A 20,230-nucleotide genomic window follows, 5' to 3' on the forward strand; every position below is an offset into this window, starting at 1 on the left:
GTCAGACCGCTACCACGACGATGGCGCCGATCACCAGCACGGCACCGGCCGCCATGGACGCTGCATACCAACGCAGTTGGCCAGTCTCGCTGCGGCTCAGGGCGGTGTGACCGGCCTTGGCGGCGCGCGGGATCAAACCGATGGTCTGGTCGAGTGGGTCTTTGCGCAGTACATGGCTGATGGCGAGGTATGGCTTGACGAACAGTTTGTCGTAGAGCCAATCGAAGCCCCAGGCAGCGAACCACCAGGCCGACAGGAAGCGCCCGATGCCACTGTTGGCCACGGCGGTCACGAAGCGACGCTTGCCGAGGAACAGCAGGGCGGCCAGCAGGATACCGGCGATGGCAATGGCGCCCGAGGCGATTTCCAGGCTGTGCTTGTCTGCGCCGCCGGCATGGCCGACGCTTTCTGGCAATACGCCGGCCAGTGGTGGAGTGATCATGGCGCCGATGAAGGTCGACAGGATGATCAGCACCGACAGTGGCAGCCAGTGGGAGATGCCATGGCCTGCGTGTGCTTCGGTCTTGGCTTCACCGTGGAAGGTGATGAAGATCAGGCGGAAGGTGTACAGCGAGGTCATGAACGCACCCACCAGGCCTGCGTAGAGCAGGTTCTGGTTACCGCTGGCAAACGCTTCCCAGAGGATTTCGTCCTTGGAGTAGAAACCGGCGGTCACCAACGGCAGGGCTGCGAGTGCGGCACCACCGACGATGAAGCTGGCGTAGGCCAGTGGCAGTTTCTTCCACAGGCCGCCCATCTTGAAGATGTTCTGCTCGTGGTGGCAGGCGACGATCACCGCACCGGAGGCGAGGAACAGCAACGCCTTGAAGAACGCGTGGGTCATCAGGTGGAAGATCGCCGCGTCCCAGGCGCCGACGCCCAGGGCCAGGAACATGTAGCCGATCTGGCTCATGGTCGAGTAGGCGAGGATACGCTTGATGTCGGTCTGTACCAGGGCAGCAAAACCGGCCAGTACCAGGGTCACGCCACCGACGATACCTACAAGATGCAGGATGTCCGGCGCCAGGGTGAACAGGCCGTGGGTACGGGCGATCAGGTAGACACCGGCGGTCACCATGGTGGCGGCGTGGATCAGTGCCGATACCGGGGTAGGGCCGGCCATGGCATCCGCCAGCCAGGTTTGCAGCGGCAGTTGCGCGGATTTACCCACGGCGCCGCCCAGCAGCATCAGGGTCGCCAAGGTGATCCAGAAGTCGCCGACCTGGAATTTCTGCGGTGCCAGCACCAGCAGTTCCTGGATGTTCAGCGTGCCCACCTGTTGGAACAGGATGAACAGGCCAATGGCCATGAACACGTCGCCGATACGGGTGACGATAAATGCCTTGAGTGCCGCATTGCCGTTGTTGCGGTTGCTGTAGTAGAAACCGATCAACAGGTACGAGCACAGGCCCACGCCTTCCCAGCCGAAGTACAGGAACAACAGGTTATCGCCGAGCACCAGGAACAACATGCTGGCGATAAACAGGTTGGTGTACGAGAAGAAGCGCGAGTAGCCCGCTTCACCGCGCATGTACCAAGACGCGAACAGGTGGATCAAAAAGCCTACACCGACCACCACGCCGAGCATGGTGATCGACAGGCCGTCGACGTAGAGGGCGAAGTTGGGCTTGAAGCCTTCCACCGACATCCACTGCCACAGCACCAGGGTGTAGTGACCGCCTTCTGGCGGCGCCACGTTGAATTGCCAGATGACATAGGCGGCCACGATGGCCGACAGGCCGATGGAACCCACGCCGATCAAGGCCGAGAGGTTTTCCGACCAGCGCCCGCGAGAGAACGACAGCAGCAGGAAACCGATCAGGGGGAATACGAAAGTCAGAAAGATCATGTTCATCCGCGCATCTCACTGGCAGCGTCGATATCAAGCGTGTGGAAGCGACGATACAGCTGCAGCAGGATCGCCAGGCCAATACTGGCTTCGGCGGCTGCAAGGCTGATCACCAGGATGAACATGACTTGTCCATCCGGCTGGCCCCAACGTGCGCCCGCCACGATGAACGCCAGTGCCGCGGCGTTCATCATGATTTCCAGGCTCATCAACACGAACAGAATGTTACGGCGCACCATCAGGCCGACCAGGCCAAGGCAGAACAGGATGCCGGCGACCGCCAGACCATGCTCCAAAGGGATAGCAGGCATCGTCATTGCTCCTTGGCTTCGTTGCGGCCCAAGTGGAAGGCGGTGATGGCTGCGGCGAGCAGCAGCATCGAAGCCAGTTCGACCACCAGCAGGTACGGGCCGAACAGGCTGATGCCCACGGCTTTGGCGTCTACGGTGGTGTGGCCGATGGCCTGGCCGCTCTGGTGAGCGAACAGTACATACAGCAGTTCACCCAGCAGCAATGCTGCGAGGACAACCGGGCCGAGCCAGATGCCGGGCTTGAGCCAGACGCGCTCCTGGGCGACCGAAGCCGGCCCCAGGTTGAGCATCATCACCACAAACACGAACAGCACCATGATGGCGCCGGCGTAGGCGATCACTTCCAGTACACCGGCGAACGGTGCGCCGAGGCTGAAAAAGGTCATGGCCACGGCGATCAACGAAATGATCAGGTAGAGCAGGGCGTGCACGGGGTTGGTGTTGGTGATCACGCGAAGCGTGGACACCACTGCAATACCCGATGCGAAATAGAAAGCGAATTCCATCTTTCTTCCTTAAGGCAGCAAGCTCTTCACGTTGATCGGCTCGGCTTCGTTTTGTGCGGCGCCCTTCGGCTTACCGGCAACGGCCATACCTGCAACACGATAGAAGTTGTAATCAGGGTTTTTACCGGGACCAGAGATCAGCAGATCTTCTTTCTCGTACACCAGGTCCTGACGTTTGAACTCGGCCATCTCGAAATCCGGTGTGAGCTGGATCGCGGTGGTCGGGCAAGCTTCCTCGCAGAGGCCGCAGAAAATGCAGCGCGAGAAGTTGATACGGAAGAAGTCCGGGTACCAGCGACCGTCTTCGGTTTCAGCTTTCTGCAGGGAGATGCAACCCACCGGGCACGCCACGGCGCACAGGTTGCAGGCTACGCAACGCTCTTCGCCATCGGGGTCGCGGGTCAGTACGATGCGGCCGCGATAGCGCGGCGGCAGGTACACCGCTTCTTCGGGGTATTGCAGGGTGTCGCGTTTGCGAAAGCCGTGACCGAACACCATCACCAGGCTTCGCAACTGGGTACCGGTACCCTTAACGATGTCGCCAATATATTTGAACATGGGTCAAATCCTCACTGAACCGCGGCAGCTGGCGTGTTCAACAACACGACGGCAGCCGTCACCAGCAAATTGATCAGGGTCAGCGGCAGGCAGAATCTCCAGCTGAAATCCATCACCTGGTCATAGCGTGGGCGCGGAATCGAGGCGCGCAGCAGGATGAACAGCATGATGAAGAACGCGGTCTTCAAGAAGAACCAGAAGAAGGCCAACTGCGGCAGGATGCCGAACGGACCGTGCCAGCCGCCGAAGAACAGCGTGACCAGCAGGGCCGAGATCAAGATGATGCCGATGTACTCACCGACGAAGAACATGCCCCACTTCATGCCGGCATATTCAATGTGGTAACCGTCGGCCAGTTCCTGCTCCGCTTCCGGCTGGTCGAACGGGTGACGGTGAGTCACGGCCACGCCAGCGATGAAGAAGGTGCAGAAGCCAAAGAACTGCGGAATGATGAACCACAGGTTCTGTGCCTGGTACTCGACGATATCGCGCATGTTGAACGAGCCGACCTGCACCACGATGCCCATCAGGGCCAGGCCCATGAACACTTCGTAGGACACGGTCTGGGCCGAGGCCCGCAAGCTGCCCAGCAGGGCGAACTTGTTGTTACTGGCCCAACCGGCGAACAGCACCGCATACACCGACAGACCGGCCATGGCGAAGAAGAACAGCAAGCCGATGTTCAGGTCCGCCACGCCCCAGGTCGGGGTGATCGGGATGATCGCGAAGGCGATCAGCAAGGCGCTCATGGCTACCACCGGTGCCAGGGTGAAGATCACCTTGTCGGCGAACGGCGGGGTCCAGTCTTCCTTGAAGAACATTTTCAGCATGTCGGCCGCGATCTGGAACATGCCGAATGGGCCAACGCGGTTCGGACCGTAACGGTCCTGCCACCAGCCCAGCAGGCGACGTTCGACGAAGCTGAGCAGCGCGCCCGCGACGACCACGGCCAACAGGATCACGATGGCCTTGACCACCGAGATGATCACGTCAATTACTTCCGGCGTGAACCAAGTCATTGCGCTGCCTCCTGCAGACCGTCAACGGTTTTGCCGAAAATGGCAGGCGGAATACCGGCGATGCCTTTAGGCAGTGCAACCAGGCCGGCACCCAGCTCGTCATTGATACGCAGCGGCAGACGCAGGGTCTGGCCGGCCACGTTGAGGCTGAGCAGCGCACCGTCGTTGACGCCCAGGCGGTCGGCTTCGGACTTGGCCACGGACACGTAAGCGGCAGGAATGCGCTCTTGAACCGGCGCGGCCTTGGAAGAGGTTTCTTCGCTGCCGAACAGGTGGAAGAACGGCACGACCTGCCAGGTACCCGGAGCCGGGTTGAACGGACGCGGTACCGCAGTGAACCAGTTCAGCGCGTCACCGGTGCTTTCGATCAGGCGGGTGCCCGGGTCGCCAGCACGGATGTGACCACCGACTTCATCCTGGAACTTGTTCCAGGCCTGCGGCGAGTTCCAGCCCGGCGACCAGGCAAACGGCACCTGCTGACGCGGCTCGGCCGAGCCCGAGTAACCTTCCATGGAGAAGGCGAACGCAGTGTCGATGTCTTGCGGGGTACGCGGTTCGTGCACGCTGATGTCGGCGCGCATGGCGGTACGACCGGAGTAGCGCAGCGGTTCACGGGCCAGTTTCAGGCCCTTGATACGGAACGCGGCAGACGGCGCGGCATCGACAATACGAGCCAGCTGCGGCGCGCTGGCGGCGGTGGCAGCGGTCACGTGGTCGAGCTGGGTCCAGTCGATCGGCTGGTTCAGCAGGGTCGCGCGCAGGGCGTGCAGCCAGCGCCAGCCTTCGTGCACCAGGATGCTGGCATCCATGTACTTCGGATCGAACACCTGGAAGAAGCGCTGGGCGCGGCCTTCCTGGCTGACCAGGGTACCGTCGCCTTCGGCGAAGGTGGCGGCTGGCAGCACCAGGTCGGCACGCTCGCTGGTGGCGGTCTTCTGGTGGTCGGCCACGATCAGGACTTTGGCAGCGTCCAGCGCAGCGTCAACCTTGGCGGCAGCGGTGCGGGTGTACAGGTCGTTTTCCAATACCACAATGGCGTCGGCGCTGCCGTCGGTCACTGCTTGCAGGGCGGCGTCCAGGGACTCGCCACCGAGCATGGCCAGGCCCAGGCTGTTGGCTTCCGGCACCACCAGGCTGATGGAGCCGTTCTTGTCGCGCAGCTTCAGGGCTTTGGCGATGTTGGCAGCGGCTTCGATCAGCGCCTTGGAACCCAACGAGGTACCGGCAATGATCAACGGGCGCTTGGCCGCCAGCAGGGCGTCGGCGATGCGCTGGGCCAGTTCGACGGCTTCGGTGTCCAGGCCGTCGACGGCAGGCGCGCTGGCGTCGAGGGCGTGGGCCACGGCGAAACCGAGGCGTGCCAGGTCGTCCGGTGCGGCGTGCACGCATTCTTCGGCGATGTCGTCGAGCTTGGTTTCAGCCAGCGAGGCGATAAACAGCGGGTTCAGCGCGTGCTGACCGATGTTTTTCACCGCCGCGTCAAGCCACGGCTGTACGCGCATGGCGTCGGCCATTTCTTCGGCCTTGCCTTTGACCGACTGGCGCAGCGACAGGGCAATGCGCGCCGCGGTCTGGGTCAGGTCTTCACCGAGCACAAAGATGGCATCGTGGTCTTCGATGTCGCGCATGTTCGGAACCGGCAGCGGGCTGTCGTTCAGCACTTGCAGGACCAGGCGGATGCGCTCCAGCTCGCCGGCTTCGATACCGCAGTAGAAGTGCTCGGCACCGACCAGCTCGCGCAACGCGAAGTTGCTTTCGAGGCTGGCACGCGGCGAACCGATACCGACGATATTGCGCCCGCGCAGCAGGTCGGCGGCTTTATCCAGCGCGGCGTCCAGGCTCAGCTTGGCACCATCGGCCAGCAGCGGCTGGCGTGGGCGGTCTTCGCGGTTGACGTAGCCATAGCCGAAACGGCCACGGTCGCACAGGAAGTACTGGTTGACCGAACCGTTGAAGCGGTTTTCGATGCGACGCAGTTCGCCGTAGCGCTCGCCCGGGGAGATGTTGCAACCGCTGGAGCAGCCATGGCAGATGCTCGGCGCAAATTGCATGTCCCACTTACGGTTGTAGCGCTCGGAGTGAGTCTTGTCGGTAAACACACCGGTCGGGCAGACCTCGGTGAGGTTGCCGGAAAACTCGCTCTCAAGCACGCCGTCTTCAACGCGACCGAAGTACACGTTGTCGTGGGCGCCGAAGACGCCCAGGTCGGTGCCGCCGGCGTAGTCTTTATAGAAGCGCACGCAGCGGTAGCAGGCGATGCAGCGGTTCATTTCGTGGGAAATGAACGGGCCGAGGTCCTGGTTCTGGTGGGTACGCTTGGTGAAGCGATAACGGCGCTCGTTGTGGCCGGTCATCACCGTCATGTCTTGCAGGTGGCAGTGACCGCCTTCCTCACAGACCGGGCAGTCGTGGGGGTGGTTGGTCATCAGCCATTCGACAACGCTGGCGCGGAACGCCTTGGACTCTTCATCGTCGATGGAGATCCAGGTGTTGTCGGTGGCTGGGGTCATGCAGGACATGACGATACGACCACGGGTGTCGTTCTCGTCGGTGTATTGCTTGACCGCACACTGGCGACAGGCACCGACGCTACCGAGCGCGGGGTGCCAGCAGAAATACGGAATATCGAGGCCGAGTGACAGACACGCCTGTAACAGGTTGTCCGCCCCATCGACTTCGAGCGCTTTGCCGTCTACGTGGATAGTGGCCATGGTTCAAAGTTCTTCGTTGGCCCGTTGTCAGCGGGCGTGGCTAATGGAATCTTGTTATTCATGTGCATCTACACAGCCTTTACGGCGTCAGCACATGAGCAGGCGAAGGGCACGGACCCTTCGCCTGTTTAAGCGTTACGCGCCGACTACGATCGGCTTCGCCAGAGGCGGGACGGCGGCGCTGGTGGGCGCGATGCCGGCTTCGAACTCCGAGCGGAAGTATTTGATTGCGCTGCCCAATGGCTCTACGGCGCCCGGTGCGTGAGCACAGAAGGTCTTGCCTGGGCCGAGGAAGCCGACCAGGCCCAGCAGGGTTTCGATATCACCCTCGCGGCCTTCGCCGTTTTCCAGGGCCATCAGCAGCTTGACGCTCCACGGCAGGCCGTCGCGGCATGGGGTGCAGAATCCGCAGGATTCACGGGCAAAGAACTGCTCCATGTTGCGCAGCAGCGAGACCATGTTCACGGTGTTGTCGACCGCCATTGCCAGGCCGGTACCCATCCGGGTGCCCACCTTGCCGATGCCGCCGGCATACATTTGTGCGTCCAGGTGCTCAGGAAGCAGGAAACCGGTGCCGGCGCCGCCTGGCTGCCAGGCTTTCAAGGTGTAGCCGTCGCGCATACCGCCGGCGTAGTCCTCGAACAGCTCGCGTGCGGTCACGCCGAACGGCAGCTCCCACAGACCCGGGTTCTTGACCTTGCCGGAGAAGCCCATGAGCTTGGTGCCCATGTCTTCGCTGCCCTCGCGAGCCAACGATTTGTACCAGTCCACGCCGTCGGCGATGATCGCCGGCACGTTGCACAGGGTCTCGACGTTGTTCACGCAGGTCGGCTTGCCCCACACGCCTACGGCGGCGGGGAAGGGCGGCTTGGAGCGCGGGTTGGCGCGGCGACCTTCGAGGGAGTTGATCAGTGCGGTTTCTTCACCGCAGATATAACGCCCGGCGCCGGTGTGCACGAACAGTTCGAAATCGAAGCCGGAACCGAGGATGTTCTTGCCCAGCAGGCCCGCGGCCTTGGCTTCTGCCACTGCACGGTTGAGGTGCTTGGCGGCGGTGGTGTACTCGCCACGCAGGAAGATGTAGCCACGGTAGGTCTTGAGCGCACGGGCGCTGATCAACATGCCTTCGATCAGCAGATGGGGCAGTTGCTCCATCAGCATGCGGTCTTTCCAGGTGTTGGGCTCCATCTCATCCGCGTTGCACAGCAGGTAGCGGATGTTGATGGATTCGTCTTTGGGCATCAGGCCCCACTTCACACCCGTGGGGAAGCCTGCGCCGCCGCGGCCCTTGAGGCCGGCGTCCTTCACGGTCTGGACGATATCGTCCTGGGCCATATCGGCGAAGGCTTTGCGCGCTGCGGCGTAACCGTTCTTGGCCTGGTATTCGTCAAGCCATACCGGCTCGCCGTCGTCACGCAGGCGCCAGGTCAGCGGGTGGGTCTCGGCCGAACGCTTGATCAGGTTGGCCGGGCCGAAGGAAGTCAGGGTCATGGGTAGCCCTCGAGCAATTGGGTCACGCCAGCAGGCTGTACGTCACCGAATGTGTCGTCGTCGATCATCAACGCCGGCGCCTTGTCGCAGTTGCCCAGGCAGCACACCGGCAGCAGCGTGAAGCGGCCGTCGGCGGTGGTCTGGCCGAGGCCGATACCCAGCTTGGCCTGGATTTCGCTGACCACGGACTCATGGCCGCCGATGTAGCAGACCATGCTGTCGCACACGCGAATGATGTGACGGCCGACCGGCTGACGGAAAATCTGGCTGTAGAACGTCGCCACGCCTTCAACGTCGCTGGCGGGGATGCCGAGGATCTCGCCGATGGCGTAAAGGGCGCCGTCGGGCACCCAGCCACGTTCCTTCTGGACGATCTTCAAGGCTTCGATCGACGCCGCGCGCGGGTCTTCGTAGTGATGCAGCTCGTGCTCGATGGCCGAGCGCTCGGTTTCACTGAGGGTGAAACGGTCTGTCTGGATAAGCGTGCTGTTCATGCTTAGCGGTCCACGTCGGCCATAACGAAATCGATACTACCCAGGTACGCAATCAAGTCCGCGACCATCTCGCCTTTGATCACCGAAGGGATCTGCTGCAAGTGGGCGAAGCTTGGAGTACGAATCCGGGTGCGGTAGCTCATGGTGCCGCCATCGCTCGTCAGGTAATAACTGTTGATACCCTTGGTCGCTTCAATCATCTGGAAGGACTCGTTGGCCGGCATGACCGGGCCCCACGAGACTTGCAGGAAGTGCGTGATCAGGGTTTCGATGTGCTGCAGGGTGCGCTCTTTAGGCGGCGGCGTGGTCAGCGGGTGATCCGCCTTGTACGGGCCGGCCGGCATGTTGCGCATGCACTGCTCGATGATTTTCAGGCTCTGGCGCATTTCTTCGACGCGCACGATGCAACGGTCGTAGGCATCGCCGTTGGCCGCCAGCGGGACTTCGAACTCGAAGTTCTCGTAGCCGGAGTACGGGCGCGCCTTGCGCAGGTCGAAATCGCAACCGGTGGAACGCAGGCCAGCACCGGTGACACCCCACTCCAGGGCCTCCTTGGTGTTGTACTGGGCGACGCCGATGGTCCGGCCCTTGAGGATGCTGTTATCCAGCGCAGCCTTTTGGTACTCGTCCAGACGCTTGGGCATCCAGTCGATGAATTCCTTGACCAGGCGCTCCCAGCCGTTCGGCAGGTCGTGGGCCACACCGCCGATGCGGTACCAGGCCGGGTGCAGGCGGAAGCCGGTGATGGCTTCGATGACCTTGTACGCACGCTGACGGTCGGTGAAGGTGAAGAACACCGGGGTCATGGCGCCGACGTCCTGGATATAGGTACCCAGGAACAGCAGGTGGCTGGTGATCCGGAAGAACTCGGCCATCATGATGCGGATGGTGTCGACGCGGTCCGGCACTTTAATGCCGGCCAGCTTCTCGACCGAGAGCACGTACGGCAGGTTGTTCATCACGCCGCCGAGGTAGTCGATACGGTCGGTGTACGGGATGAAGCTGTGCCAGGACTGACGCTCGGCCATCTTCTCGGCGCCACGGTGGTGGTAGCCGATGTCCGGTACGCAGTCGACGATTTCTTCGCCGTCCAGTTGCAGGATGATGCGGAAGGCACCGTGGGCCGAAGGGTGGTTCGGGCCCAGGTTGAGGAACATGTAGTCCTCGTTGGTGCCGGAGCGTTTCATGCCCCAGTCTTCCGGACGGAAGCGCGCCGCTTCTTCTTCAAGCTGTTGCTTGGCCAGGTTGAGGCTGAACGGATCGAATTCGGTGGCGCGGGCAGGGAAGTCCTTGCGCAGCGGGTGACCTTCCCAGGTTGGCGGCATCATGATGCGCGTCAAGTGCGGGTGGCCCGGGAAGTCGATGCCGAACATGTCCCAGACTTCGCGTTCGTACCAGCTGGCGTTCGGCCAGATACCGGTCACGGTCGGGATGCTCAGGTCGCTTTCCGACAGGGCGACCTTGATCATCACGTCGCTGTTACGTTCCAGCGACATCAGGTGATAGAACACGGTGAAATCAGCGCCGCTCGGCAGCCCCTGGCGCTTGGTGCGCAGACGCTCGTCCACGCCATGCAGGTCATAGAGCATGACGTACGGCTTGGGCAGGTTGCGCAGGAAGGTCAGGACTTCGACGAGCTTGGCACGCGCCACCCACAGCACCGGCATACCGGTGCGTGTGGCCTGGGCAGTGAAGGCGTCAGGGCCAAAACGGTTATTGAGTTCGACGACCACATCCTGGTCGTCTGCCTTATAAGGCGGGATGTACAGAGCACTGCCTGTAGTCATGGTTTTTTATCGCTTTCGGTCAACGTAAAGAATGAAGCCAGGTTTTCGTTCTATAAAAGAAGCGGTGCTGGATCAGACTTCGTCGGGGCTGCGCAGGTTGGTGACTGCGATTCGCTGTTCGCGGCGCTGTTCCTTTTGTGACGGCATCTCGGCGCGGTACACGCCTTGATCGCCGACAACCCAGGACAGTGGGCGACGCTCCTTGCCAATCGACTCCTGCAGCAGCATCAAGCCTTGCAGGAAAGCTTCAGGGCGGGGCGGGCAGCCAGGCACGTAGACGTCCACGGGCAGGAACTTGTCCACCCCTTGAACGACCGAGTAGATGTCGTACATGCCACCGGAGTTGGCGCACGAACCCATGGAGATGACCCACTTCGGTTCGAGCATTTGCTCATAGAGACGCTGGATGATCGGCGCCATCTTGATGAAGCAGGTACCGGCGATAACCATGAAATCCGCCTGGCGCGGTGATGCCCGGATAACTTCGGCGCCAAAGCGGGCGATGTCATGGGGTGCCGTGAAGGCGGTGGTCATTTCTACGTAGCAGCACGAAAGGCCGAAGTTGTACGGCCACAGGGAGTTTTTACGCCCCCAGTTGACCGCGCCACTCAGCACGTCTTCCAGCTTGCCCATGTAGATGTTTTTGTGGACTTGGTCTTCTAACGGGTCGGAAACGGTTTCCCGTTCGCCGATGGGGTACTGCTCGTTAGGAGCATCCGGGTCGATCCTGGTGAGATTGTATTGCATTGCCAAAGCCTCATTGTTTCAGCTTCGCCTGCCGCTTGCGACGAGCTTCCGGAGCCCAGTCAAGGGCGCCCACTCGGAACAGGTAGACAAGACCTGCCAACAGAATTGCTATGAAAACGAGAGCTTCGACGAATCCGGTCCAGCCGCTTTCGCGGACGGACACAGACCATGCAAAGAGAAAGAGGGCTTCGATATCGAAGATCACGAAGAGCATCGCGACCAGATAGAATTTGGCTGAGAGCCGCAAGCGGGCGCCACCTGTAGGTAGCATGCCGGACTCGAACGGTTCGTTTTTGCTGCGGCCCCAGGCTTTTGACCCGAGTAGGCTGGAGACGCCAAGCATGAAGGCGCAAAGGCCCACAACACCGAGGAGGAAAATGGCAAAGCCCCAGTTGTGGGCCATGAGTCCTGTCGCGTCGGTCATGCTGGAAATCCTTAACAGAGAGCAAAGGTCTCTGAGCTCGAAAAAGTAACGATGCAGTGACGATATGTCGCACTGCAATCAATCGCGGTGATTTTATGGCTAAACACCGGGCAAGTAAAATTCCCAGGGCGAAATTATTCGGTGGAATAAGCACATAGTGCACCTTCTTGGGGCTGTAGCCCTTGTGCCGTGGGCATTAGCGGGCTTTTCATCAATTATGTTTTGTTTAAGCTGTAACGAAGTTTTCAGGCGCCAAATGATAATGAATATTGTTTGCGTGGGGTTTAAGCGATTGTTTCTCATGTGGCGGGGGAAGTTGCCGTTACTTGCTTGAGTGTCGCTTAGTTGTCGCAACGGTTCTTTTAACCGATTGGATGTGTGCGAATACCGCTCTGGATCAATGTTTTGCGCAAAATTCCTTGTGGGAGGGGGCTTGCTCCCGATAGCTGAGTATCAGCCAACCCAACTGTTGCTGATCCACCGCTATCGGGAGCAAGTCCCCTCCCACATTTGGTCCGCAGTGCATCGGTAGGTTTTGTGCAGGCAAAAAAACGCCCCGAACCAGTCGGGGCGTGATTGTTGTGCGGCACTGCGGTTAGGTCTTCCCTGGGGCCGCAGTGGCCGTGTACTCAGTGGATCAGTGGAACTGCTCTTCTTCGGTCGAACCGGTCAGCGCGGTCACGGACGAGGTGCCGCCCTGGATCACGGTGGTCATGTCGTCGAAGTAGCCGGTACCCACTTCCTGCTGGTGCGCCACGAAGGTGTAGCCTTTGGCGGCGTCAGCGAATTCCTGCTCCTGCAGCTTCACATAGGCAGTCATGTCGTTGCGGGCGTAGTCATGCGCCAGGTTGAACATGCTGTGCCACATGTTGTGAATGCCGGCCAGGGTGATGAACTGGTGCTTGTAGCCCATTGCCGACAGTTCACGCTGGAACTTGGCGATGGTCGCGTCGTCCAGGTTCTTCTTCCAGTTGAAGGAAGGCGAGCAGTTGTAGGACAGCAGTTGGTCCGGGTATTCCTTCTTGATCGCTTCGGCGAAGCGACGAGCTTCGTCCAGGTCCGGCTTGGCGGTCTCGCACCAGATCAGGTCGGCGTACGGCGCGTAGGCCAGGCCGCGGGCAATGGCCTGGTCGAGGCCGGCGCGGACTTTATAGAAACCTTCCTGAGTACGCTCGCCAGTCACGAACGGCTGGTCGTACGGGTCGCAGTCCGAAGTCAGCAAGTCAGCGGCGTTGGCATCGGTACGGGCCAGGATGATGGTCGGTGTACCGGCAACGTCAGCGGCCAAACGCGCAGCGGTCAGCTTCTGTACGGCTTCCTGGGTCGGTACCAGTACCTTGCCACCCATGTGGCCGCATTTCTTCACTGACGCAAGCTGGTCTTCGAAGTGCACGCCGGCAGCGCCTGCCTCGATCATGCTCTTCATCAGCTCGTAGGCGTTGAGTACGCCGCCGAAACCGGCTTCGGCATCAGCCACGATTGGCGCGAAGTAGTCGATGTAGCCTTCGTCACCCGGGTTCTTGCCGGCTTTCCACTGGATCTGGTCGGCACGACGGAACGAGTTGTTGATGCGCTTGACCACGGTTGGAACCGAGTCCACCGGGTACAGCGACTGGTCGGGGTACATGGATTCAGCGGAGTTGTTGTCCGCTGCCACTTGCCAGCCGGACAGGTAGATCGCCTGGATGCCGGCTTTTACCTGTTGGACTGCCTGGCCGCCAGTGAGGGCGCCCATGCAGTTGACGAAATCTTTGTCGGGACGGAAGGACGGCTTGGCACCTTGGGTGACCAGGTTCCACAGCTTCTCGGCGCCGAGTTTTGCAAAGGTGTGCTCAGGTTGGACCGAGCCACGCAGGCGGACGACGTCAGCAGCGGAATAAGCGCGGGTCACGCCTTTCCAGCGTGGGTTTTCAGCCCAATCTTTTTCAAGGGCTGCAATTTGCTGTTCGCGTGTCAGTGCCATGGGGAAAAACCTCGTCGCATAGGTCTAGGTGGAAAATTCCATTTGCCAGCCACGTAGAAAGTGCGTGGTGATGGCTGCTCGCTGACCAGAAGCTTGGGTGTTCAAGTCAAGTTCGGCGGGGTAGGCGACGGGATGAACGATTGGCTCAAGGCGGAGTTGAGCAGGTAAGGGCAAACTGCAAACGGTCTTCGGGCGTCGTGGGCCTTTGTACGATTCATCAGTGCGTAGCCGGGTTACCTGGTTAGCTTCCGTCCCTCGGGACAACTTCGTTCCAGTCGCAACCTCGTCCAACGTGCCTTGTGGGCGGTACAGACACGAATCGGCTCAGGTGGGTAACTTGGAGCGGCGATCCGAAGGCCCTTGCCAGGGCCCCTGATTAGCGGGAGCGAGGCCATCATGCCCATGCTTTTTTGGATCGTCAAATGTTTTGTAGTGCTTTTTTCAAGGCACTACATCTTTGGTCTAATACGACTCGCCAGTCAGTTTTTGGTGCTTCAGTTCAGGGTGTCGACCTTGACCCGTACCGTCAGGTCATCGCGGCCCTGAGTAGAGTAGCTGCGGGTTGTAGAAGATTTGTCGGCTTGGGTTTCGCCATTGATGCCTGCCAGGGTAATCCATTCGCCCAAGCGTCCGCTGACGGTTGTGTCGGTGCTCTGCACGTTCACTACATCAGGACGTTCCTGGCTCATACGGTCACGGTTGGTACTGATAGCCAGGTGTACGGTCTCGCCGGTGACGCTGGCGGTGACGTAAAAGCCCTGGGTGACGTTGCGATACTGGGTCTGGTTCTGCAGGCGGCCATAGCCATCCTGGTGCGTGGTGGTCAGCGGTACGCTCTGGCCGATCTGAATAAGCGCCGGCACGCCTTCGCTGGCCTGGATCTGCTGGATGCCGCCATCGCGGCTGACGGTGCCATAGCTGATGATGCGGGTCTGGCTGTCGCCGCTGTTCTGCTGGTTGGTTTCGTTGGTGTCGACGGTGATCAGCAGGCGCTTGGCCGGCGTGTCCAGTTGGGAGAGCAGGGTACGCAAGCCCTCGATCTTCGCAGGGTCGGCGTTAACGATAAGCTGGTTGCCGTAGGCGCTGACGGTGCCGTCCTTGCCGATGAAGTTCTGCGCCACGGGCAGTAGGTCGGCGCTGGTGCGGTTGCTCAGGTTGACGACCTCGGTGGCAGCCATGGCCGAAACACTGGCGGTCAGGAGCAGGGCGGTGAGCAGGGTGCGTAGGGACATGTCCGTTATCTCTGCGAGTCATTTGGCTTGATAGTGCCAGTTTGTCGGCCTGGCGGGGCGCAAGTTGAATCGTAGACGGCAAAACGCCCTGGCAGGCAGGGCATTTTGAGGTGTTGCTGATATGGCTATCGGGAGCAAGCCCCCTCCCACATTTTGACCGCATTTCAAAGGATGGACTCAGTCAAATGTGGGAGGGGGCTTGCTCCCGATATAGGCGACTCGGTCTTGAGTCAGCCCCCGCGCACCATATCCACATGCGGAATCCCGACTTCAAGAAACTCATCGCTGACGATCTTGAAACCCAACCGCTCATAAAACGGCGCCGCATACACCTGCGCACTGAGGAACTGCCGGGTCTGGCCGCGCTTTTCAGCCACTCCAATCACTGCTTCCATCAGCTTGTCGCCCACCTTCAGCCCGCGCCAGTCCTTGAGCACCGACACGCGACCAATCTCGCCGCTGGGCAGCAGGCGTGCGGTGCCAATCGGAAAGTCGCCTTCGAATGCGAGGAAATGCATGGCGCCAGCGTCGTCCGCATCCCACTCGAGCTCGGCTGGAACCGATTGCTCGGCGATAAATACCGCTTCACGAATGCGCCGAATCTCGTCGATATCCTTTCGCCAGTCCGCGACACTTACGTGAATCTTATTCATCCGCGAACCCCAGGCTGCCTTGCTTGACCAGCTCGCACAGCAGGTCGCGGCCATCTTCGTCGGCCAGCCATTCGCTGAGGTTTTCGCTGTGCAGTGCGTCGGCCGAGCACACCAGCTTCAGCAGTTCACGCAGCTTGCCGGGCAGGTAACGGCTCTGGCCACTGGCAAACAGCAATACATCGTCGTCGACTTCAGACCAGGCCAGGCGCGCGCTTGGGTTGCGTACCAGAATCGCGCCATCTTGCAGGCTGTTGATGAAGTCTTCTTCGCCCAGCTCTTCACCAGCGACCAGTTCCGGGTAGCGCGGCTCGGTCATGAACTGGCCGAACCAGGTCAGCAACATGCGCTCGTCGCTCATGTGCTCAGCCAGCAGACCCTTGAGGCGATCCAGAGCGTCGACCTGAATCTGGTGTGGGTCGCTGACCGGCTGGGCGTCGGCGTCGGTGTAGCGCTCTTCGTCAGTCAGGTACTGGCTGAGGAAGTCGGTGAAGTGGGTCAGCACTTCGGCGGCGCTCGGGGCGCGGAAACCCACCGAGTAGGTCATGCAATCGTCTTCGGCAATGCCGAAGTGCGCCAGGCGCGGTGGCAGGTAGAGCATGTCGCCTGGCTCCAGCACCCATTCGGCGCTTTCTTCGAATTCGGCGAGGATGCGCAGGTCAGCGTGTTGCAGCAGCGGGCTTTCGGAGCTGCACATCTGGCCGATCTTCCAGTTGCGCTTGCCCTGGGCTTGCAGCAGGAACACATCGTAGTTATCGAAGTGCGGACCGACGCTGCCGCCGGGCGCGGCGAAGCTGATCATCACATCGTCGATACGCCAGCTTGGCAGGAAACGGAAGTGCTCCAGCAGTTCGGCGACTTCCGGCACGAACTGGTCGACCGCCTGCACCAGCAGGGTCCACTCACGCTCTGGCAGGGCGCTGAAGGCATCTTCGGCGAATGGGCCGCGACGCAGTTCCCACGGGCGCTCGCCGTGTTCGATCACCAGGCGCGATTCGACTTCTTCTTCCAGGGCCAGGCCTGCCAGTTCGTCGGCGTCGATCGGGCTTTCGAAGTCAGGGATGGCCTGACGGATCAGCAGGGGTTTCTTCTGCCAGTAGTCGCGCAGGAATTCCCGTGCCGTGATGCCGCCCAGAAGTTGAAGAGGGATATCAGGATTCATGTGTAACCTATTGAAAAAAAGCACTTTTAAGACTGGAATAAAAACGCCCGGCGCGGCCGGGCGTCTCAAGGGTCTTGCGGTAATCAGATGCGCTTGGCTTGCTCTACAGCGTTACCGATGTAGTTGGCCGGGGTCAGCAGTTTCAGCTCGGCCTTGGCGGCAGCTGGCATGTCCAGGCCGTCGATGAAAGTCTGCAGCGCTTCAGAGGTGATCCCCTTGCCGCGTGTCAGTTCTTTGAGTTTTTCGTACGGGTTTTCGATGTTGTAGCGACGCATCACGGTCTGGATCGGCTCGGCCAGGACTTCCCAGCATGCATCCAGGTCAGCGGCGATTTTCTGCTCGTTGAGCTCAAGCTTGCTGATGCCTTTGAGGCTGGCTTCGTACGCGATCACGCTGTGGGCAAAGCCTACACCGAGGTTGCGCAGTACGGTGGAGTCGGTCAGGTCGCGCTGCCAGCGAGAGATCGGCAACTTGCTGGCCAGGTGCTGGAACAGCGCGTTGGCGATGCCGAGGTTGCCTTCGGAGTTCTCGAAGTCGATCGGGTTGACCTTGTGCGGCATGGTCGACGAGCCGATTTCACCGGCAATGGTGCGCTGCTTGAAGTAGCCCAGGGAGATGTAGCCCCAGATATCGCGATCGAAGTCGATCAGGATGGTGTTGAAGCGCGCAATCGCGTCGAACAGCTCGGCAATGTAGTCGTGGGGTTCGATCTGCGTGGTGTAAGGGTTGAAGCCCAGGCCCAGTTCGTCTTCGATGAAGGCGCGGGCGTTGGCTTCCCAGTCGATCTCGGGGTAGGCCGACAGGTGGGCGTTGTAGTTGCCCACGGCGCCGTTGATCTTGCCCAGCAATGGCACGGCGGCCACTTGAGCGATCTGGCGCTCCAGGCGGTACACCACGTTGGCCAGCTCTTTGCCCAGGGTGGTCGGCGAAGCCGGCTGGCCGTGGGTGCGCGAGAGCATCGGCACATCAGCGAAACGGATCGCCAGTTCACGGATAGCGTTGGCGGTCTGGCGCATCAGGGGCAGCATGACGTCATCGCGGCCTTCGCGCAGCATCAGGGCGTGGGACAGGTTGTTGATGTCCTCGCTGGTGCAGGCAAAGTGGATGAATTCGCTGACTTGGGCCAGTTCCGGCAGCTTGGCCGCTTGCTCTTTGAGCAGGTACTCGATGGCTTTGACGTCGTGGTTGGTGGTGCGCTCGATCTCTTTCACACGCTCGGCGTGCTCCAGGGAGAAGTTTTCCGCCAGGGTGTTCAATACAGCGTTGGCCTCGGCGGAAAACGCCGGCACTTCGCCGATGGCAGGGTGAGCGGCCAGGCGCTGGAGCCAGCGCACTTCAACCAGTACACGCGCACGGATCAAACCGTATTCGCTGAAAATAGGGCGCAGGGCCTGGGTTTTGCCGGCGTAGCGGCCGTCAACAGGGGAAACCGCAGTGAGCGAAGAGAGCTGCATGGGGTGTTCTCGGACAGTCGGGCAACGAAATGGGGCGCGTATCATACATGAAAAAATCCGCCGGTCCGTTGCCAACTGACCGGCGTATTACGCGTAACGGCTTGAAAATGGCCTGCTGATGCGACTTATTCGTTGCGCATCAACGGGTAAAGCTCTTTAAGCAATTTGCGTCGGCTGATCACCAGTTGCCAGCGATGTCCGCCCAACTGCCGCCACAACCGCGCCGAACGAATGCCGGCCAGGAGCAGCGCGCGGATCTTCGAGGCGTTATTGGGTTGCTGCAGGTTGCGCATGTCGCCGTGCACCTGGATGCGCTGGCGCAAGGTGCTCAAGGTGTCCTGGTAAAGCGCCCCGCAGGCCGCGATTACGTTCTCGTGGGCCGGGCCGAAGTGCTCAACCTGGGACTGGATTTGCGGCAGGCGCTTGCCGATGGTTTCCAGCAGGTCGTCGCGCTTGGCTAGCTGCCGTTCCAGGCCGAGCATCGACAGGGCGTAGCGCAACGGCTCGCGCTGCAGGGTGCTTGGGTCGCGTTCGAGGGCGCCGATCAGGGCGCGATAACCTTCGCGCAGGCTCAGGTCGTCGCCGCCGTACACGTCCAGGGTATCCTTCGGATCAACCACCAGCAGGCTGCCGAGCATGCACGTCAGGCCGGCCTCGGTCACCTGGCCGGTCTTGGCGATCTTGTCCACCAGGACTGCCGCGAGGAAGACCCCGCCCAGCGCCGTCAATTGCTCCTGGGTCGGGCTCATGCCGGATGGCTCCAGGCTTGCGCAACTTCAATCACGCCGCCGCCCAGGCAGATTTCGCCGTCGTAGAACACCACGGATTGGCCTGGGGTGACCGCACGTTGCGGGTCGTCGAAGGTCGCGCGGTAACCTGTGGCGGTTTTTTCCAGGGTGCACGGCTGGTCGCTCTGGCGATAGCGCACTTTGGCGGTCAGGCGGCGTGGCGTGCTCAGGTCGATCGGGTTGACCCAGTAGATCTCGGAAGCGAGCAGGGCGCCGGAGAACAGCAACGGATGTTCGTTGCCCTGGCCGACCACCAGCACGTTGTTTTCCAGATCCTTGACCAGCACGTACCAAGGCTCTTCACCTGCGTCTTTCAGGCCGCCGATGCCCAGGCCCTGGCGCTGGCCAATGGTGTGGTACATCAGGCCATGGTGACGGCCGATCACTTCGCCCTCGGTGGTCTTGATCTCGCCCGGCTGCGCCGGCAGGTACTGCTTGAGGAAATCGCTGAAGCGGCGCTCGCCGATAAAGCAGATCCCGGTGGAGTCTTTCTTCTTGGCGGTGGCCAGGCCGTGTTTCTCGGCGATCTTGCGCACTTCGGGCTTTTCCAGTTCGCCGACCGGGAACAGGGTCTTGGCAATCTGTTCACCGCCGACGGCGTGCAGGAAGTAGCTCTGGTCCTTGTTCGGGTCCAGGCCCTTGAGCAATTCGGTGCGGCCATCGATATCGCGACGGCGCACGTAGTGGCCCGTGGCAATCAGGTCGGCGCCAAGCATCATGGCGTAATCGAGGAACGCCTTGAACTTGATTTCGCGGTTGCACAGGATGTCCGGGTTCGGCGTGCGGCCGGCCTTGTATTCGGCCAGGAAGTGCTCGAACACGTTGTCCCAGTACTCGGCGGCGAAGTTGGCAGTGTGCAGCTTGATGCCGATCCTGTCGCACACGGCCTGGGCGTCCGCCAGGTCGTCCATGGCGGTGCAGTATTCGGTTCCATCGTCTTCTTCCCAGTTCTTCATGAACAGGCCTTCCACCTCATAACCCTGCTCCATGAGCAGAACGGCGGAAACGGAAGAATCCACGCCGCCGGACATACCGACGATGACGCGCTTCTTTTGTGTGTCAGAAGGGGCTGGATCACGCATAG

At 60.9% G+C, this 20,230-nt stretch carries 18 protein-coding genes; all 18 read right to left on the reverse strand.

Translation table 11 applies throughout. From position 1 onward, the window contains the following. Window position 1: 1 nt before the first annotated feature. Window positions 2-1,855 (reverse strand): NADH-quinone oxidoreductase subunit L, encoded by a 1,854-nt coding sequence (gene nuoL, locus E4O97_RS24265; RefSeq protein ID WP_046068643.1) that lies wholly within the window; start codon window positions 1,853-1,855, stop codon window positions 2-4. Then, the gene (gene nuoK, locus E4O97_RS24270) at window positions 1,852-2,160 is read right to left on the reverse strand and encodes an NADH-quinone oxidoreductase subunit NuoK (protein ID WP_003174727.1); all 309 of its coding nucleotides are present in this window, start codon (window positions 2,158-2,160) and stop codon (window positions 1,852-1,854) included. The genes nuoL and nuoK overlap by 4 nt, the downstream gene beginning before the upstream one ends. A 2-nt stretch (window positions 2,161-2,162) precedes the next feature. After that, on the reverse strand, window positions 2,163-2,666 hold the full coding sequence (nuoJ, locus tag E4O97_RS24275) for an NADH-quinone oxidoreductase subunit J (protein ID WP_003174726.1): 504 nt from the start codon (window positions 2,664-2,666) through the stop codon (window positions 2,163-2,165). Window positions 2,667-2,675: 9 nt separating this feature from the next. After that, window positions 2,676-3,224: an NADH-quinone oxidoreductase subunit NuoI gene (gene nuoI / locus E4O97_RS24280; protein ID WP_003174725.1), complete on the reverse strand. Its 549-nt coding sequence runs from the start codon at window positions 3,222-3,224 to the stop codon at window positions 2,676-2,678. Window positions 3,225-3,235: 11 nt separating this feature from the next. After that, the gene (nuoH, locus tag E4O97_RS24285) at window positions 3,236-4,243 is read right to left on the reverse strand and encodes an NADH-quinone oxidoreductase subunit NuoH (RefSeq protein WP_003192116.1); all 1,008 of its coding nucleotides are present in this window, start codon (window positions 4,241-4,243) and stop codon (window positions 3,236-3,238) included. Beyond that, window positions 4,240-6,954, reverse strand: coding sequence for an NADH-quinone oxidoreductase subunit NuoG (gene nuoG / locus E4O97_RS24290; RefSeq protein WP_103734498.1), 2,715 nt, complete (start codon window positions 6,952-6,954; stop codon window positions 4,240-4,242). Before nuoG ends, nuoH begins: the two co-directional genes overlap by 4 nt. A gap of 135 nt (window positions 6,955-7,089) precedes the next feature. Continuing rightward, complete coding sequence (gene nuoF / locus E4O97_RS24295; protein ID WP_005789119.1) at window positions 7,090-8,445, reverse strand: NADH-quinone oxidoreductase subunit NuoF; 1,356 nt, start codon at window positions 8,443-8,445, stop codon at window positions 7,090-7,092. Beyond that, window positions 8,442-8,939: an NADH-quinone oxidoreductase subunit NuoE gene (nuoE, locus tag E4O97_RS24300; RefSeq protein ID WP_003232080.1), complete on the reverse strand. Its 498-nt coding sequence runs from the start codon at window positions 8,937-8,939 to the stop codon at window positions 8,442-8,444. The genes nuoF and nuoE overlap by 4 nt, the downstream gene beginning before the upstream one ends. A 2-nt stretch (window positions 8,940-8,941) precedes the next feature. Further along, window positions 8,942-10,726: an NADH-quinone oxidoreductase subunit C/D gene (nuoC, locus tag E4O97_RS24305; RefSeq protein ID WP_033896875.1), complete on the reverse strand. Its 1,785-nt coding sequence runs from the start codon at window positions 10,724-10,726 to the stop codon at window positions 8,942-8,944. Between the two features lie 72 nt (window positions 10,727-10,798). After that, entirely contained in the window at window positions 10,799-11,473 is a 675-nt protein-coding gene (locus E4O97_RS24310) for an NADH-quinone oxidoreductase subunit B (protein WP_003174719.1), read from the reverse strand. Between the two features lie 10 nt (window positions 11,474-11,483). Further along, window positions 11,484-11,897, reverse strand: coding sequence for an NADH-quinone oxidoreductase subunit A (locus tag E4O97_RS24315; RefSeq protein ID WP_003192109.1), 414 nt, complete (start codon window positions 11,895-11,897; stop codon window positions 11,484-11,486). A gap of 637 nt (window positions 11,898-12,534) precedes the next feature. Then, on the reverse strand, window positions 12,535-13,860 hold the full coding sequence (gene aceA / locus E4O97_RS24320; RefSeq protein WP_003174717.1) for an isocitrate lyase: 1,326 nt from the start codon (window positions 13,858-13,860) through the stop codon (window positions 12,535-12,537). Between the two features lie 494 nt (window positions 13,861-14,354). Continuing rightward, window positions 14,355-15,092, reverse strand: a complete 738-nt coding sequence (locus tag E4O97_RS24325) for a secretin N-terminal domain-containing protein (protein ID WP_032880618.1) — start codon at window positions 15,090-15,092, stop codon at window positions 14,355-14,357. Window positions 15,093-15,322: 230 nt separating this feature from the next. Then, on the reverse strand, window positions 15,323-15,745 hold the full coding sequence (locus tag E4O97_RS24330) for a GNAT family N-acetyltransferase (RefSeq protein WP_032880619.1): 423 nt from the start codon (window positions 15,743-15,745) through the stop codon (window positions 15,323-15,325). Continuing rightward, window positions 15,738-16,904, reverse strand: coding sequence for a cupin domain-containing protein (locus tag E4O97_RS24335; protein WP_248162465.1), 1,167 nt, complete (start codon window positions 16,902-16,904; stop codon window positions 15,738-15,740). Before E4O97_RS24335 ends, E4O97_RS24330 begins: the two co-directional genes overlap by 8 nt. Window positions 16,905-16,987: 83 nt before the next feature. Continuing rightward, a complete protein-coding gene (purB, locus tag E4O97_RS24340; protein WP_005789106.1) occupies window positions 16,988-18,358 on the reverse strand; it encodes an adenylosuccinate lyase in 1,371 nt (456 codons plus the stop codon). 125 nt (window positions 18,359-18,483) lie between these two features. Continuing rightward, window positions 18,484-19,107 (reverse strand): high frequency lysogenization protein HflD, encoded by a 624-nt coding sequence (gene hflD / locus E4O97_RS24345; RefSeq protein ID WP_005789104.1) that lies wholly within the window; start codon window positions 19,105-19,107, stop codon window positions 18,484-18,486. After that, window positions 19,104-20,228: a tRNA 2-thiouridine(34) synthase MnmA gene (gene mnmA, locus E4O97_RS24350; RefSeq protein WP_248162466.1), complete on the reverse strand. Its 1,125-nt coding sequence runs from the start codon at window positions 20,226-20,228 to the stop codon at window positions 19,104-19,106. The genes hflD and mnmA overlap by 4 nt, the downstream gene beginning before the upstream one ends. Window positions 20,229-20,230 lie beyond the last annotated feature (2 nt).

The sequence above is a fragment of the Pseudomonas sp. W15Feb34 genome, from assembly GCF_023127765.1.
GTDB classification, from domain to species: domain Bacteria; phylum Pseudomonadota; class Gammaproteobacteria; order Pseudomonadales; family Pseudomonadaceae; genus Aquipseudomonas; species Aquipseudomonas synxantha_A.